Here is a 14570-nt window from a genome sequence, read left to right as displayed (position 1 = left end):
CTGGCAATGCCTGACCAAGTTGGGCACATTGTCAGCCCTGTGCTTGCAGCGCTTTAAGCGCTCGGTTCACTTGTTGATCGGCCTGACGGGTTGTTTCCGGCAGGCGATATTTTGGGGTGAGTTTGAGGATCCACTCTTTTGCAGTGCTCAAACTAACTTTATGGCCAACAGAGACATACACTGGCTTAATGGTGTCCTGAGTCCGCAAAACCTCACCGATTACTTGTTCGTTATCTATCAGCGGCGCGCTGGCGCCGCGAGTTTCAAGTGGCATTTCATGCATGCCTGTGAGTCGTGTTTTACCACACCCAATGGTGGGAATATCCAGGACTACACCAAGATGGCATGCCAGACCAAAGCGCCTTGGATGAGCCAGGCCCTGGCCATCACACACTATCATGTCTGGTTTATGGGTGAGTCGCTCAAACGCGGACAGCAATGGCGGTAGCTCCCTGAATGAGAACAAACCGGGAATGTATGGGAAACGCACACTTTCGGTGACGACTTGTGTTTCTATTATCTCCAGTGTGCTGGCATCTAACACCACAATGGCACCAACCAGTTGGTTTGTCGCGTCGTCATAAGCCACATCAGTGCCAGCAATGGTGGTGATGGAGTCAAAGTGATCTTCACTGATAACCTGAGCTGCGAGTGCTTCTTGCAGTGCTTGGGCTTCTGTTTCAGAGCTGGGGTGCTCTATTTGCATGCTAACCGCCTTATTCTTTGTATTGCTTCGCGATTTTATCGTATCTAACCGCCTTATTCTTTGTATTGCTTCGCGATTTTATCGTATCTAAGCGTCTTACTCAAAAAGTGCTCTGCGATATAAGGGCGTATCAACCAACTGCTGGTAGGCGGCGCGCAGCTGAGCAACCCGCTCCGGGCTGGTGGCTAAGCTGGCCGCAAGGTAGCCCCTGACACTGAGCGGTTCAATATCCAGCACATAGCGAAAGTGACTGTCGGGTAACTTCATTGCCTGCACCATAGCGCTGATATAGCGTGGGTCGTCCACAACCAGGTCTACTTTGTTAGCCGCCAGTAAGCGGTAGGATTGCTGAATATCAGCGGTCTCAATAAATTCAAAGCCCAGTTTATGCAATGCCTGAGCAGCCACATCCTCTCTTTGTACGGCAAGCCGGTATTGCTTGGCGTCTTCCAGCGTTTTAATTTGAACTTTTCGGGGCGATTGGTTTGTTACAAAACCGAGGTGAAAGAGTGCCACAGGACCAATCCAGTGAAACAAAGCTTCTCGTTGCGGGGTTTTTGCCATGCTGTAGATTAGTGTGTTTGGCTTGTCTTTCGCTGTATTTAAAGCGCGTGCCCAAGGGTACATGTAAAACTCCCCCTCAAGCGCAGCGGTGTTCAGAATTGCATTTACCAGTGCGGTGCTTACACCGGCGACCTGGTCGTTGACCCAGGTTTGATTGGGTGGGGATAATTCCGTGACTACGGTGAACTTAGCCCAGCTGTGAAAGCTACTCAGCAGCGTGACTAGCATCAGGGTAACGACTGTTTTTACCATCAAAAACATACCTTTTAATCTGCATACGGATAAAAGTGTAGCAGGGTCAGGTTATCTTGCCCTTATTATTCAGGGTGTCAGGTCAAGATGTAAGCCAGTGTGTCGGTAAACAACCATAAATTTCATGAATACCCCCTATATTGTAAATTGTCGACAATCCGCTCCGGATCAGGTTGACGTACACGTAAAGCAGCACTATATTGTCTACAACTTTTAACAAGACCGGAAGGCAAAGACATAATGAGCTTTATGCATGAAAGTGCCGTAACTGCTTCTGATAAAGCATTTTTCCGGCTTAGAAAAGAGATTGTTGAAGGTGATATTCCGGCTGGCTCTAAGCTGAGCGAAATGGAATTGTCGACAAAGTATGAGGTGAGCCGTGCAGTTGTTCGGGAGGCGATAAACCGCCTTGAGGCCTGTCATTTGGTTGAACGTCGTCCGAATGTGGGGGCCAGAGTGGTCTCGCTGAGCGAAGAAGGTCTGATGGAGTTGTATCAGGTGCGCGAAGCCCTTGAGGGCATGGCCGCACGTCTGGCAGCGCAACACATGCCAGATGAAGAAATTGCTAAGCTCAATAGTCTGTTGAACGAGCAGTTCGACGAAGTCAAAGGCGGCGAATCTTATTATCAGGAAGCGGGTGACCTGGACTTTCATTACCGCATTATTGTCGGCAGCCAAAATCAGCAGCTTATTGCCATGCTGAGCAATGGTATTTATCACCTGGCGCGAATGTATCGGGTGCAACTCGGCATGGCCGGGCCACGCGTTACAACAGCCTACGACGAACACAAACACATAGTGCGTGCCATCGCAAATCGAGATGCCGAGTTGGCAGAAATGCTGATGCGCCGCCATATTCAATATTCTAAAAATAATATTGCCACCAAGTTAACCAAACAGCATCAGTCATAATCGGGGAGACACACTTATGAGTACAGGGATCATCAGCGCAGGTGAAAGATTTCGTGACGCGCTCAAAGCCAATCAACCACTACAGATTGTGGGCACCATTAATGCCTACAGCGCCATTATGGCGAAAAAAATCGGTCACCAGGCTATCTACCTATCTGGCGGCGGCGTTGCGAATGCCTCTTATGGTCTGCCGGACTTAGGCATCACCTCTCTAAACGATGTGATTGCGGATGTTCAGCGTATTACGTCTGCCTGTGACTTGCCTCTGATGGTCGATATCGACACGGGCTGGGGCGGTGCATTTAACATTGCTAAAACCATTCAGGAAATGCAAAAGGCGGGTGCCGCTGCCGTGCATATGGAAGATCAGGTTGCGCAAAAGCGCTGCGGTCACCGTCCTAACAAAGAGATAGTGTCGACAGACGAAATGGTCGACCGTATCAAAGCGGCAGTAGATGCGCGTACCGATCCAGACTTCTTCATCATGGCGCGTACCGACGCGTTCGCACAGGAAGGCCTTGAAGCGGCTATTGAGCGTGCTAAAGCCTATGTTGCAGCGGGTGCAGACGGTATTTTCGCAGAAGCTGTTCAGACAGAAGAGCACTATCGTGCATTTGCCGAAGCACTGGATGTGCCTATTCTGGCGAATATCACCGAGTTCGGTAAAACAGAGCTGTGGAACAAAAAAGAGCTGGGTGAGTGGGGCGTCGACATGGTGCTTTACCCGCTGAGTGCGTTCCGCGCAATGAACAAAGCCGCAGAGATGGTGTATCAATCAATTTTAGAAAACGGCGATCAGAAAGCCGTCATCGACAGCATGCAAACTCGTATGGATTTGTATGATTATCTTGGCTATCACGAGTACGAGCAAAAACTCGACGCATTGTTTGCGCAAGGTAAGAACAAATAAAAAGTTTAAAGGATAAAGATAAAGCCGCGTACCTGCGGCTTTTATCACAATGAAATTAACCAGCAGGTAAAATTCAGGAGACAACAAAATGGCTAAAGTATTAAGCGGTGCAGGCCTTCGCGGTCAGGTTGCAGGTAAAACGGCACTTTCAACAGTCGGTGTATCAGGCTCAGGTCTGACTTATCGTGGATACGACGTAAAAGACCTGGCTGAACACTGCCAGTTTGAGGAAGTCGCATATCTGATCCTAAAAGGTAAATTGCCTAACCAGCAGGAGCTGGACAGCTACAAGGCACTATTAAAATCTCAGCGCGGCCTGCCACAGGCACTAAAAGAAGTGCTGGAGCGCATTCCGGCCGATGCACACCCAATGGACGTGCTTCGCACCGGTTGTTCTATGCTGGGTAACCTCGAAGGTGAGCACGACTTTGAACAACAGCAGGCTATCACAGATCGTATGCTGGCGTGCTTCCCAAGCATCATCTGTTACTGGTATCGCTTTAGCCATGATGGCGTACGTGTTGATGTTGAAACAGACGACGATTCAATCGGCGCACACTTCCTGCATATGTTGCATGGTGAAAAGCCAAGCGAGTTGCATGAGCGTGTAATGCACGTTTCACTTATTCTGTATGCAGAGCATGAGTTTAATGCCTCTACTTTCACTGCACGTGTGTGTGCTTCTACGCTGTCTGACATGCATTCTTGTATCACAGGTGCCATCGGCTCGCTGCGTGGTCCTCTGCACGGTGGTGCGAACGAAGCGGCAATGGAAATGATTGAGCGTTTTGAGTCGGCCGATCACGCTGAGCAGGAAATGATGGGCATGCTGGAGCGTAAAGAAAAGATCATGGGCTTTGGTCACGCTATCTACTCTGAGTCTGATCCGCGTAACGAAATCATCAAAGGCTGGTCTGAAAAGCTAGCAGCTGATGTGGGTGATACGGTACTTTATCCGGTTTCTGTGCGTTGCGAAGCGGTTATGTGGCGCGAGAAGAAGCTGTTCTGTAATGCGGATTTCTTCCACGCATCGGCTTATCACTTTATGAAGATCCCAACTAAGCTGTTCACGCCTATCTTCGTAATGTCGCGTCTGACAGGCTGGGCAGGTCACGTGATGGAGCAAAGAGCAGACAACCGTATCATCCGTCCGTCAGCGGAATATACGGGTGAGGAACTGCGTCCGGTTCCAGCTATGTCCGAGCGTTAATCCCCCAATTTAACATTCGTCACTGTATGGCACAGATCACCGACAATAATCATAAAGATCTGTGCCGTTGAGCCAATGAGCAATCCTGGAAGTAGTTATGAACAGCCAATTTCGCAAAAAATTACCTGACTCTTCGCTGTGTTATTACGACACGCGCGAAGCGGTCGAAGCCATCAAGCCCGGTGCGTATGATGGCTTACCTTATACCTCTAAAGTGTTAGCAGAAAACCTGGTGCGCCGCGCCGAGCCTGAAAAACTCAACGATTATCTGAGCCAAATTATTGAGCGTCGTCGCGACCTGGATTTCCCCTGGTTTCCGGCACGTGTGGTCTGTCATGATATTTTAGGCCAGACGGCGCTGGTAGACCTTGCCGGTCTGCGTGATGCCATTGCTGAAAAAGGCGGCGACCCTGCCAAAGTAAACCCGGTGGTGCCAACTCAGCTGATCGTTGATCACAGCCTGGCAGTAGAGCACGCCGGTTATGAAGAAAACGCCTTTGAGAAAAACCGGGCGATTGAAGACCGCCGTAACGACGACCGCTTCCACTTTATTAACTGGACCAAAACAGCATTTAAAAACGTTGATGTGATCCCCCCGGGCAATGGTATTTTGCACCAGATCAATCTGGAGAAAATGTCGCCGGTTATCCAGGCGCGCGATGGTGTGGCATTCCCGGATACTCTGGTTGGAACCGACAGCCATACCCCGCATGTGGATGCACTGGGCGTAATTGCTGTGGGTGTAGGGGGTCTTGAAGCCGAGAGCGTGATGCTGGGTCGTGCTTCATATATGCGCCTGCCGGATATCGTGGGTGTAGAGCTGGTTGGCAAACGTCAGCCGGGGATCACCGCCACGGATATCGTGCTGGCCATCACGGAATTTTTACGTCAGGAACGCGTGGTTTCTTCGTACCTTGAGTTCTTCGGCGAAGGCTGCGAGGGCTTGTCTTTGGGTGACCGGGCAACCATTTCGAACATGACACCTGAGTATGGCGCCACAGCCGCCATGTTCTATATTGACCAGCAAACCATTGATTATCTGCGCCTGACCGGTCGTGATGACGAGCAAATCAAGCTGGTTGAGCAATATGCTAAGCACACTGGTTTGTGGGCCGATGCTATGACAGGCGCTCAGTACGAGCGTGTGCTGAAATTTGATTTATCTTCGGTTGGCCGTAACCTGGCCGGTCCGTCAAACCCGCATCGCCGTGTTGCAACGGCAGACTTGGCCAAGCAAGGCATTGTGGCTGATTATGAGCAGCGTGAGGGCGAAATGCCAGACGGTGCGGTGATCATCGCAGCCATTACCAGCTGTACCAACACCAGTAACCCGCGCAACGTGGTGGCCGCTGGTTTGCTGGCACGTAATGCCAACAAACTGGGCCTGAGCCGCAAGCCGTGGGTAAAAACCTCATTTGCACCAGGCTCCAAAGCCGTGCGTTCTTACATGGAAGAAGCACAGTTGTTGCCTGAGCTTGAGCAACTGGGCTTTGGTATCGTGGCATTTGCCTGTACCACCTGTAACGGTATGAGTGGGGCACTGGATCCAAAAATTCAGCAAGAAGTGATCGACCGTGACCTCTATGCCACTGCCGTGCTATCGGGCAACCGCAACTTTGATGGTCGTATCCACCCCTATGCTAAGCAGGCTTTCCTGGCATCACCGCCTTTGGTTGTGGCGTATGCCATTGCGGGATCAGTGCGTTTTGATATCGAAAATGGCGTGCTGGGTCATGACCAGAATGGCAACCCGGTTACGTTAAAAGACATCTGGCCAAGCGATGAAGAGATTGACGCAGTCATTGCACAGAGTGTGAAGCCGGAGCAATTCCGTGCCGTTTACGAACCTATGTTTGACCTGAGCGTTGACTATGGTGAAGACAACGACCCGCTGTATCAGTGGCGTGAGATGAGTACCTACATCCGCCGTCCGCCATACTGGGAAGGTGCCTTAGCAGGTGAGCGCACCATGAAGGGCATGCGACCACTGGCGATTTTGGGTGACAACATCACCACAGATCACTTGTCTCCGTCGAATGCGATCCTTGCTTCCAGTGCTGCCGGTGAATATCTGGCGAAAATGGGTCTGCCTGAAGAAGACTTTAACTCTTATGCAACCCACCGTGGCGACCACTTAACGGCGCAGCGTGCTACCTTTGCGAATCCCAAACTCCTCAATGAAATGGTGTTGGAAAACGGCGAAGTGAAGCAGGGCTCACTGGCGCGTCTTGAGCCAGAAGGCAAAGTCACTCGCATGTGGGAAGCCATCGAAACCTATATGGAGCGTAAACAACCGCTGATCATCGTAGCCGGTGCCGATTATGGTCAGGGCTCGTCTCGCGACTGGGCAGCCAAAGGCGTGCGTTTAGCGGGTGTAGAAGTGATTGTGGCTGAAGGCTTTGAGCGTATTCACCGTACCAATCTGATTGGAATGGGCGTGTTACCACTGGAGTTCCAAAATGGTACAACGCGCAAAACGCTGGAGCTCGATGGTACCGAAACCTACGATGTCGAAGGCACACGTACCCCAGGTGCTACGCTTAATCTGATCATCCACCGCAGCAATGGCGTACAGCTAGAAGTACCAGTGCTATGCCGACTGGACACAGAAGAAGAAGTGTCTATTTACGAAGCTGGTGGCGTACTGCAGCGCTTTGCTAAAGACTTTCTGGAAGCAAACGCTTAACCACTGCATTCTTGCTCCGCACTAACTGTGGAGCCTGTCTGAGCAGAGTGCATCCGCAAAGGGTGTCCACTCTGCTACTTAGGATGAAAACTATGACTTTCAAACCTCAACTACGTGTGCCGGCGACCTATATGCGCGGTGGCACCTCCAAAGGCGTGTTTTTTAATCTCAGCTCCCTGCCCGAGGCGGCACAAGTGCCGGGTGAAGCGCGCGACAGACTGCTGCTACGCGTAATTGGCAGCCCGGATCCTTATGCCAAGCAAACCGATGGCATGGGTGGGGCAACCTCCAGTACCAGCAAAACCGTGATCTTGTCGAAAAGTGATAAAGCGGACCATGATGTCGACTATTTGTTTGGCCAGGTCGCGATAGACAAACCTTTTATCGACTGGAGTGGCAACTGTGGCAATCTGACCGCTGCGGTGGGTGCTTTTGCCATTAGCAACGGCCTGGTAGATACTAGCAGAATACCCGAAAACGGCATTGCCGTAGTACGGATCTGGCAGGCAAACATTGAAAAAACCATTATCGCTCATGTGCCTATGGCAAATGGCGAAGTGCAGGAAAGTGGCGACTTTGAGCTTGATGGCGTGACTTTTCCCGCCGCTGAAGTGGTGGTGGAATTTATAGACCCGGCCGACGGCGATGCAGATATGTTCCCAAGTGGCAATCTGGTCGACCAACTGGAAGTGCCGGAGATTGGCACGTTTGATGTCACTATGATCAATGCCGGTATCCCAACCTTGTTTTTCCGTGCCGAGGACTTAGGTTACACCGGTGTGGAGCTGCAAGAAGCGATCAATAGTGACGACGCAGCATTAGCCCGATTTGAGCAGATCCGTGCATTCGGTGCCGTAAAAATGGGTCTGATTGAGCACATTGACGAAGCCAAGGTACGTCAGCACACCCCTAAAATTGCCTTTGTATGTGGTGCCAAGGCGTATACCGCATCCAGTGGCAAAACCATTTCGCAGCAGGACATTGACCTGTCTGTTCGAGCGCTGTCTATGGGTAAGCTGCACCATGCCATGATGGGCACGGCCGCAGTGGCGATTGCCACGGCTGCTGCTATCCCCGGTACATTGGTGAACCTGGCGGCAGGCGGTGGTGAGCGCAACAGCGTTACTTTTGGCCATCCTTCGGGCACTTTGAAAGTGGGCGCAGAAGCCGAACTGGCAAATGGCCGCTGGCTGGCAAAAAAAGCGGTGATGAGCCGCAGCGCCCGAGTGGTGATGGAGGGACATGTTCGAGTCCCGCAGGAACAAATTTAGTGATGAAAATTGGCCCGGTTAATCCGGGCCTTGTTTTTTAAGGAACGAAAAAGATGTACGAAGCGTTATTTTCTATTGCTCTGACCACTGCGCTGTTGCTTGGCTCTCCAGGTCCTGCGCCTTTAGCATTGGCCGCTGTTGGTGCCAGCTCAGGTGTGCGCCGTGGAGTGCCATTTTTATCCGGTATTCTGCTGGGGCTGTTAGTGGCAATTATTGCGGCTGCAACGGGGCTGGGGGCGCTGTTGTTAAGCTATCCGAATCTCAGTGCTGTGTGTCAGGGCTTGGCTATCGCCTACCTGTTTTATGTCGCCTATAAAATTGCGACCAATCGCAGTGGTTTATCTGACGTGTCTGGGGGAGAAGTGGGTTTTCGGGATGGTTTTATTCTGAATTTGCTTAACCCAAAGGCGTACGCAGCCTGTATTGCCATTTTTGCTAACAACAGTGTACCTGATGCGAGCCCTGTGATGGGAGCCGTGTTGGCGGCGCTAACGTGTTTTGCAATTGCCATTTTGGTGGATAGCCTGTGGCTGGTGTTTGGTGGGGTATTACACCGTTTTATTAAAACCCCCAAACAGTTGCGTATTTTACGTTTATTTTTTGCCTTTTTGTTAACCTCTCTGCTAGTTTGGATAAGTACCACACATATCCTGAGCTGAGGCTGCCATGGAGCGCTTTCATTCTATCTCTGTTGATACCGAACGCCTGAATGGTGGTCTGTTAATGAGTTTTAAAGCGCTCGGTAAGGTAAGCCATGCAGATTATATGGCCATTAAGGCAGTGATTGAAAGCGCGCTGAGAGCGGCAGCCGGGGAGCAAATCAGGGTGCTGGTCGACGTCACTGAATTTGAGGGCTGGGAGCTGCATGCAGCCTGGGACGATGTGGCACTGGCACTGCGCCACAGCCATGATTTTTATAAAATAGCGGTATTAGGCAACAGCCGTTGGCAAAAACTGGCTGCTATGGTTGGTAACTGGTTTGTCGATGGGGAATCTCGCTATTTTGAGGACAAAGCGCATGCTCTGTCATGGCTACAAAGTGAGTGATCCTGGTAAGATTTAAACGTATATAATAGTCACTGGGGCACTAAGAAAAGGCTGATATAAATTTATGAACACACTTTTTATCACAGGTGCAAATCGTGGCATTGGGCTTGCGCTCGTTAAGCTGTATCTTGAGCAGGGCTGGAGAGTATTGGCAAGCTGTAGAGCGCCGCAATCTGCCGACGCATTGTGGCAGCTGGAGCAGCAGTTTAGCCATTTACAGATAGTCGCGCTGGATATCACTAACTATGCGCAAATGACAAAACTCGCCGCATCGCTTATTGATGTGCCCATTGATTTGGTGATAAACAATGCCGGTGTCTACGGTCCGAAAGGTTATGCGTTTGGCGACTGTGATGTAGAGCAATGGAAGCGTGTTATGGAAGTTAATGTGATTGCGCCGCTAAAATTAGCGGAGGCATTCACCCCGCAACTAAGACTGGGTAAGTTAAAGACCTTTGCGGTACTCTCATCCAAAGTCGGCAGCATGACCAACAACACTAAAGGTGGTGGATATATCTATCGCAGCTCAAAAGCGGCGTTAAACTCAGTGATCAAGAGCCTTTCCAATGATCTGTTACCTGAAGGAATAAAAACCGTGGCACTGCATCCGGGCTGGGTTAAAACCGATATGGGTGGCCCTAATGCCCTGATCTCTGCCGAAGAATCTGCACAAGGCCTGAAACAGGTGCTGGATGAACTACACGAAGCGCAAAGCGGCGGGTTTTATGATTACCAGGGACTGGCGATACCTTGGTAGCAACTATCTATGGTTTAATGCCTGGGCATAGAGTTGGAGTAATGCTGCGATGTTTGAATTGGTCTCGCAGATGGACCTTTGTGTAACATGAATTTAAAGTAGCTGGGCTTTATGAGCGCCAGCTACCGACGCTAGATAATATTACTCATATTTATCCTGACACGGGCGTGAGCCGGGGCAAGTCCAGCTTGTCGTGCCCGTACCGCCTGCAACATGTGGCGTGTTTTTCTCCGCATGCTGCAGTTGTTTATGAGATAAGCTTTTTAGTGGTTTTTTGTTTAGTTTTAACATTGTTATTTCACTCCAATTGGTTCTTTGTGTTTTCCTTAGCGAAAAAACTTCGCAATTCACGTTAACCTCATATTTATTTTTGGTCAATAACTGTTATGAAAACTTATCCTGCACCTGCGCCAGATGATAGTAACCCAATTGCCCGAAGCGGCGAAGCTGAGGAAAGGGGATCCTGGGCAAAGGCCGCTGGAACAGGGGTAAATCAGGCACGGTATCTTTCATTGCCAGTTGTGCCAGCCGGTAGGCAGCCTGTGAGCTAAACGATACGCCTGAGCCACAGTAACCTAAAACATAACCAACATTGTCCTCAAAAAAGACATGGGGCATATCATCCAGTGCCGCGGCAATATAACCGTGCCAGTAATAATCGTGTGTTATATCTTTAAGGCATGGAAAACACTCAGCAAGTGCTGTTTTGAGGTGAGTCAGATATTTGATTTTGTGCTGATCTTTGGCAAATACTGCGCCTCGTCCGCCAAACAGCAGGCGGTTATCTGGCAGTAGCCGGTAGTAATATTTTAGCCTGCGCGTATCCATTACTACCTGGTGTGTTTTCAGGCCTGTTTGTTTCAGCTCATCCTCGCTGAGCGGGCGTGTGACAAAGATACTGCTGAGGATAGGCAAGTAGCGGTTATCGATCAAAGGATGGCTGTGTTTATTGTTATAAGCGTTCCCTGTATAAAGCAGCTTATCCGCACTGATTTTCTGGTCGTTTACACTCAGCGTGTGGCGTTGACCGTGTTTAACCTGGCTGACCAGGCTCTGTTCAAACAAGGTAACACCGGCTTTAATAGCCATGTCACGATAGCCGAGCAGGAGTTTGAGCGGGTGCAAACCAAAGCCATTCTCGTAGCGCATGGCGCCATGGGCGTGGTGATTCAACATAAATTGCGCGTCAAGTTCTGCCTTGCTGAGCAACTGACTGCTTTCCCCGCCAAAATTATCTGAGATAAATTGCGCTGCACTTTGTAAGTTGGCATAAGCCTGAGCATTATGCGCTATTTTCAGATAACCCGATGCCTGTGCGTCACAGTCGATTTTGTGTTCATCAATGAGCGTTCTGACTCGCTTAACGCCACCCTGAAACTCATCGTAAATGCCACGGCTAACGTCGAGCCCCCAACGTTTTGCATAATCGCCATAACCAAGCCTCCCTGAGCCCGGCAAAGCAAAACCAGCGTTGCGGGCACTGGCGCCAAAGCCTACCTGATTGGCTTCAAGTACACACACCTTTTGCTGATAGTTTTGAGCGAGATAGTAAGCACTTAATAATCCAGTGAAACCACCACCTATAATGGCAACGTCAAAGTGCTCTGATGTTTGTGGCGCACTCAGGGGGGCAGGTAAAGGCTGTGTGGCAGCCCAGTAACTGGGGGCAAACGGCTGGCCCTGACAATGGGGAGCGTGGAGTGGATCAAAAGCGTGCATCAGAACTCCAGTACCATTTCAGCGGCCTGACAATGACATTCTGTGTCGCAAAGGGTGCACCGATATCCCTCATACAAGGTTAGGTCTAACCAGCGATCGTCGTGTACTTTGATGAGTTTACCGCCTGCTTTGGTAAAGTACTTCACGGCACCATTGCCCGGGCTTTGCTGCCAAAGGTGCGATACACCTGCTTTTGCGCCTTGTTGTTTTAAGACCTCGACAGACGCTTTGAGTAACCTGGGTCCAATCCCCTGTCCCTGCGCATCCGGGTGGATCGCAATACACTTAAAGTACGCCATATGCTGCTCATCCACTGGCCACAATGCCGGGGAGCACCATTTATCAATAGGCCATTGACCGGCACTGTAAGACGTTCTGAACCCGACTACCTGATTAGACTCATCCATGGCGACAAACGAGGCGTTTAGTCCATGCTGAGTACCCAGTTTATGCATCATTTTGATGCCGTCCAGATCCAGATAGTTCTCGCCATGCACCAGGTTGCCAAGCTCGATAACTGCCGGGTAATGAGATGGGTCGAGAGGGAGAATTGAGATCATACGCTACCGCCAATAGTCATTTACAGAAACGCCATTTTGCAGCATTTCTCAAATTAAAACAAAGCCGTTCAAAAAAAACTGGTCAAAATAGGTACGAAATTAGTGCGTTTTATACTCAGCCGTTGTTGACAGCGATGTCATCTTGGTAATAATTGTGACAACGGTGTGTCTGAATGATGATTGCGAACGTTGCAATTATTCGTGACGACGCACTGTTAAATAGAACGATAACAACTTAATTCAGAGCGTGATACGACAGTCACCTTCTGATCACAACAACATGTAAAGGATGTCCTATGAAAAAACTTAACTCCGTTTGCCTGGCGGTAATGGCGTGTATCAGCGTGCCCGCACTGGCACTTAATGTTCAGCCAGATCCGAACAACTCTGGCGCCTATTTACTCGACCGAGCCGCTCTTCAGGCAGCCGAAGCTGCCCTGACCTCAAACCCAATGTATAGCGTGTGGGCACAAGCATTAAAAACCCGCAGCAATACTGTGGTGGACGCAATTGTGCCTGGGGCTGCAACTAACCCAGAAAACGTGAAGCGCGTAGAGCGGGTATTTGGGCAGAGCGAGTGGGATTTTCTGACCCAAATGGCTGCGCCGGAATACACTTATACGCGTTTTTTGCGAGCAATAGGCAAGTTTCCGGCGTTTTGTGGGGAGTATACAGATGGTCGCAATGCAGACGCCATTTGTAAAAAGTCTATCGTCACCGCGTTTGCTCATTTTGCACAGGAAACCGGTGGTCATATTGCGAAAGACAATGTCTCGGATAACCCGCTGAGATTAGAAGAGTGGCAGCAGGCGCTGGTCCATGTGCGTGAAATGGGCTGGTCTGAAGGTCAACCTGGTTATACCACTGGCTGTGGCCAGAATGACTGGCAAAATCGTCGCTGGCCATGTGCTGACGGGCAAGGGTATTTCGGCCGAGGTGCCAAACAGCTGTCTTATCACTTTAACTATGGCATGTTCTCCGAAGCCATGTTTGACGGCGATGCAACCGTGCTGTTAAACAATCCAGCCCTGGTTGCCGACTCCTGGCTCAACCTGGCTTCTGCAATCTGGTTCTTCCTGACACCGCAGGCACCAAAGCCGGCCATGCTGCACGTGATTGACCGTACCTGGGTGCCGTCTCAGACAGAGCTGAACGCCGGTATCGGCTACGGCTTTGGTACCACCATTAACGTGATTAACGGCGGGATTGAGTGCGGTGAGCACAACAAAAATAAAGGCCAACCTGTTAATCGTATTCGTTACTGGGAGGGCTTATCTCACTATTACAATATTCCGGTAGAAAGCGATGAAGAAAATACCTGCTGGCAGCAAACGCCATTTGGTAGTCTGAATCTGGATGGTGCCGGTGAAGTGCTTTACACCAACTGGGAAGCAAACTGGGAATATTACGCAGACCGTCCCGGTGGTTTTTCGTTTGAATGTAAACTTGTGGGTTATCAGACGGCTTACTCTGCGCTTGTCGAAGGTGATTACGAAAAATGTGTCACTAACTTCTATGGCTCTCACACAGGGTGGCCCGCTGTAACTGTGGTTGATAACCTGCCGCCGCCAGATGACAAACCACCTGTTGATAACGTGGCCGCGTGGGAAGCAAATAAAGTTTATCTGCAAGGCGATAAAGCCAGCTTTAACGGCAAAGTCTATGTTGCAAAGTGGTGGACTCGCGGCGACGAGCCAAACGGGACTGGCCCCTGGGAGTTGGTGACGACGGCACAATAATGCCTTGTCGGGCAAGTATCAGATTTGCCGACTGATACATTATACAGCGAAGAACCTTGTACTAACCTAGGGACTTTAGCTAAAAAATTCCATGTATCTCAATAGATAACATCAGTATTACCTATTGAGATACATAATGACAACTAGCGCGAAATTATAATCAGATTTTAACTATCCTTTATTTCCCCTTATATTCGATAATCGGCATTGGACTAAAGTTAAGTGGTATTACTCATA

At 50.0% G+C, this 14570-nt stretch carries 13 protein-coding genes; 9 read left to right on the top strand and 4 right to left on the bottom strand.

Annotated elements, in window-relative coordinates:
- Nucleotides 1-31: 31 nt before the first annotated feature.
- Together nfi and L1285_RS20315 are read right to left on the bottom strand one after the other, a co-directional pair.
- On the bottom strand, nt 32-706 hold the full coding sequence (nfi, locus tag L1285_RS20320; RefSeq protein ID WP_235414038.1) for a deoxyribonuclease V: 675 nt from the start codon (nt 704-706) through the stop codon (nt 32-34).
- A 96-nt stretch (nt 707-802) separates the two neighbouring features.
- A complete protein-coding gene (locus tag L1285_RS20315; RefSeq protein ID WP_235414036.1) occupies nt 803-1522 on the bottom strand; it encodes a substrate-binding periplasmic protein in 720 nt (239 codons plus the stop codon).
- A 240-nt stretch (nt 1523-1762) separates the two neighbouring features.
- On the opposite strand from L1285_RS20315, the gene L1285_RS20310 reads away from it, so the two are divergent.
- The 8 genes from L1285_RS20310 to L1285_RS20275 all read left to right on the top strand — a co-directional run bounded on the left by L1285_RS20310 (nt 1763) and on the right by L1285_RS20275 (nt 10315).
- Entirely contained in the window at nt 1763-2434 is a 672-nt protein-coding gene (locus L1285_RS20310; RefSeq protein WP_046007265.1) for a GntR family transcriptional regulator, read from the top strand.
- A gap of 31 nt (nt 2435-2465) precedes the next feature.
- Nucleotides 2466-3344, top strand: coding sequence for a methylisocitrate lyase (gene prpB, locus L1285_RS20305; RefSeq protein WP_235414112.1), 879 nt, complete (start codon nt 2466-2468; stop codon nt 3342-3344).
- Between the two features lie 88 nt (nt 3345-3432).
- Nucleotides 3433-4554 carry a bifunctional 2-methylcitrate synthase/citrate synthase gene (prpC, locus tag L1285_RS20300; protein ID WP_046007264.1) on the top strand — a complete coding sequence of 374 codons (1122 nt, stop codon included), beginning with the start codon at nt 3433-3435 and terminating at the stop codon, nt 4552-4554.
- Nucleotides 4555-4651: 97 nt separating this feature from the next.
- The gene (gene acnD, locus L1285_RS20295; protein WP_046007263.1) at nt 4652-7240 is read left to right on the top strand and encodes a Fe/S-dependent 2-methylisocitrate dehydratase AcnD; all 2589 of its coding nucleotides are present in this window, start codon (nt 4652-4654) and stop codon (nt 7238-7240) included.
- Nucleotides 7241-7332: 92 nt separating this feature from the next.
- Nucleotides 7333-8511, top strand: coding sequence for a 2-methylaconitate cis-trans isomerase PrpF (gene prpF, locus L1285_RS20290; RefSeq protein ID WP_235414034.1), 1179 nt, complete (start codon nt 7333-7335; stop codon nt 8509-8511).
- Nucleotides 8512-8564: 53 nt separating this feature from the next.
- Nucleotides 8565-9170 (top strand): LysE family translocator, encoded by a 606-nt coding sequence (locus tag L1285_RS20285; protein WP_235414033.1) that lies wholly within the window; start codon nt 8565-8567, stop codon nt 9168-9170.
- A 7-nt stretch (nt 9171-9177) separates the two neighbouring features.
- A complete protein-coding gene (locus tag L1285_RS20280; protein ID WP_235414031.1) occupies nt 9178-9558 on the top strand; it encodes an STAS/SEC14 domain-containing protein in 381 nt (126 codons plus the stop codon).
- A 64-nt stretch (nt 9559-9622) separates the two neighbouring features.
- Nucleotides 9623-10315, top strand: a complete 693-nt coding sequence (locus L1285_RS20275; RefSeq protein ID WP_125717244.1) for an SDR family oxidoreductase — start codon at nt 9623-9625, stop codon at nt 10313-10315.
- 384 nt (nt 10316-10699) lie between these two features.
- Here L1285_RS20275 and L1285_RS20270 read toward each other — a convergent pair whose 3' ends face one another.
- Together L1285_RS20270 and L1285_RS20265 are read right to left on the bottom strand one after the other, a co-directional pair.
- On the bottom strand, nt 10700-12034 hold the full coding sequence (locus L1285_RS20270; RefSeq protein WP_235414030.1) for an NAD(P)/FAD-dependent oxidoreductase: 1335 nt from the start codon (nt 12032-12034) through the stop codon (nt 10700-10702).
- Entirely contained in the window at nt 12034-12591 is a 558-nt protein-coding gene (locus tag L1285_RS20265) for a GNAT family N-acetyltransferase (protein WP_235414110.1), read from the bottom strand. The genes L1285_RS20270 and L1285_RS20265 overlap by 1 nt, the downstream gene beginning before the upstream one ends.
- 299 nt (nt 12592-12890) lie before the next feature.
- Here L1285_RS20265 and L1285_RS20260 point away from each other — a divergent pair, with 299 nt between their 5' ends.
- Nucleotides 12891-14333, top strand: coding sequence for a chitinase (locus L1285_RS20260; RefSeq protein WP_235414028.1), 1443 nt, complete (start codon nt 12891-12893; stop codon nt 14331-14333).
- Nucleotides 14334-14570 lie beyond the last annotated feature (237 nt).

Origin of the sequence: Pseudoalteromonas sp. DL2-H2.2 (genome assembly GCF_021532535.1) — a bacterium.
Taxonomy (GTDB): Bacteria; Pseudomonadota; Gammaproteobacteria; order Enterobacterales; family Alteromonadaceae; genus Pseudoalteromonas; species Pseudoalteromonas rubra_A.
Note: the sequence above shows the minus strand (reverse complement) of the source record. Positions and strands in the feature narration are given on the sequence as shown.

Excerpts from the sequence above, each read along its gene's own strand:
- nfi (WP_235414038.1), bottom strand. The coding sequence starts at position 706 with ATGCAAATAGAGCACCCCAGCTCTGAAACAGAAGCCCAAGCACTGCAA.
- L1285_RS20315 (WP_235414036.1), bottom strand. The coding sequence starts at position 1,522 with ATGGTAAAAACAGTCGTTACCCTGATGCTAGTCACGCTGCTGAGTAGC.
- L1285_RS20310 (WP_046007265.1), top strand. The coding sequence starts at position 1,763 with ATGAGCTTTATGCATGAAAGTGCCGTAACTGCTTCTGATAAAGCATTT.
- prpC (WP_046007264.1), top strand. The coding sequence starts at position 3,433 with ATGGCTAAAGTATTAAGCGGTGCAGGCCTTCGCGGTCAGGTTGCAGGT.
- acnD (WP_046007263.1), top strand. The coding sequence starts at position 4,652 with ATGAACAGCCAATTTCGCAAAAAATTACCTGACTCTTCGCTGTGTTAT.
- prpF (WP_235414034.1), top strand. The coding sequence starts at position 7,333 with ATGACTTTCAAACCTCAACTACGTGTGCCGGCGACCTATATGCGCGGT.
- L1285_RS20285 (WP_235414033.1), top strand. The coding sequence starts at position 8,565 with ATGTACGAAGCGTTATTTTCTATTGCTCTGACCACTGCGCTGTTGCTT.
- L1285_RS20280 (WP_235414031.1), top strand. The coding sequence starts at position 9,178 with ATGGAGCGCTTTCATTCTATCTCTGTTGATACCGAACGCCTGAATGGT.
- L1285_RS20275 (WP_125717244.1), top strand. The coding sequence starts at position 9,623 with ATGAACACACTTTTTATCACAGGTGCAAATCGTGGCATTGGGCTTGCG.
- L1285_RS20270 (WP_235414030.1), bottom strand. The coding sequence starts at position 12,034 with ATGCACGCTTTTGATCCACTCCACGCTCCCCATTGTCAGGGCCAGCCG.
- L1285_RS20260 (WP_235414028.1), top strand. The coding sequence starts at position 12,891 with ATGAAAAAACTTAACTCCGTTTGCCTGGCGGTAATGGCGTGTATCAGC.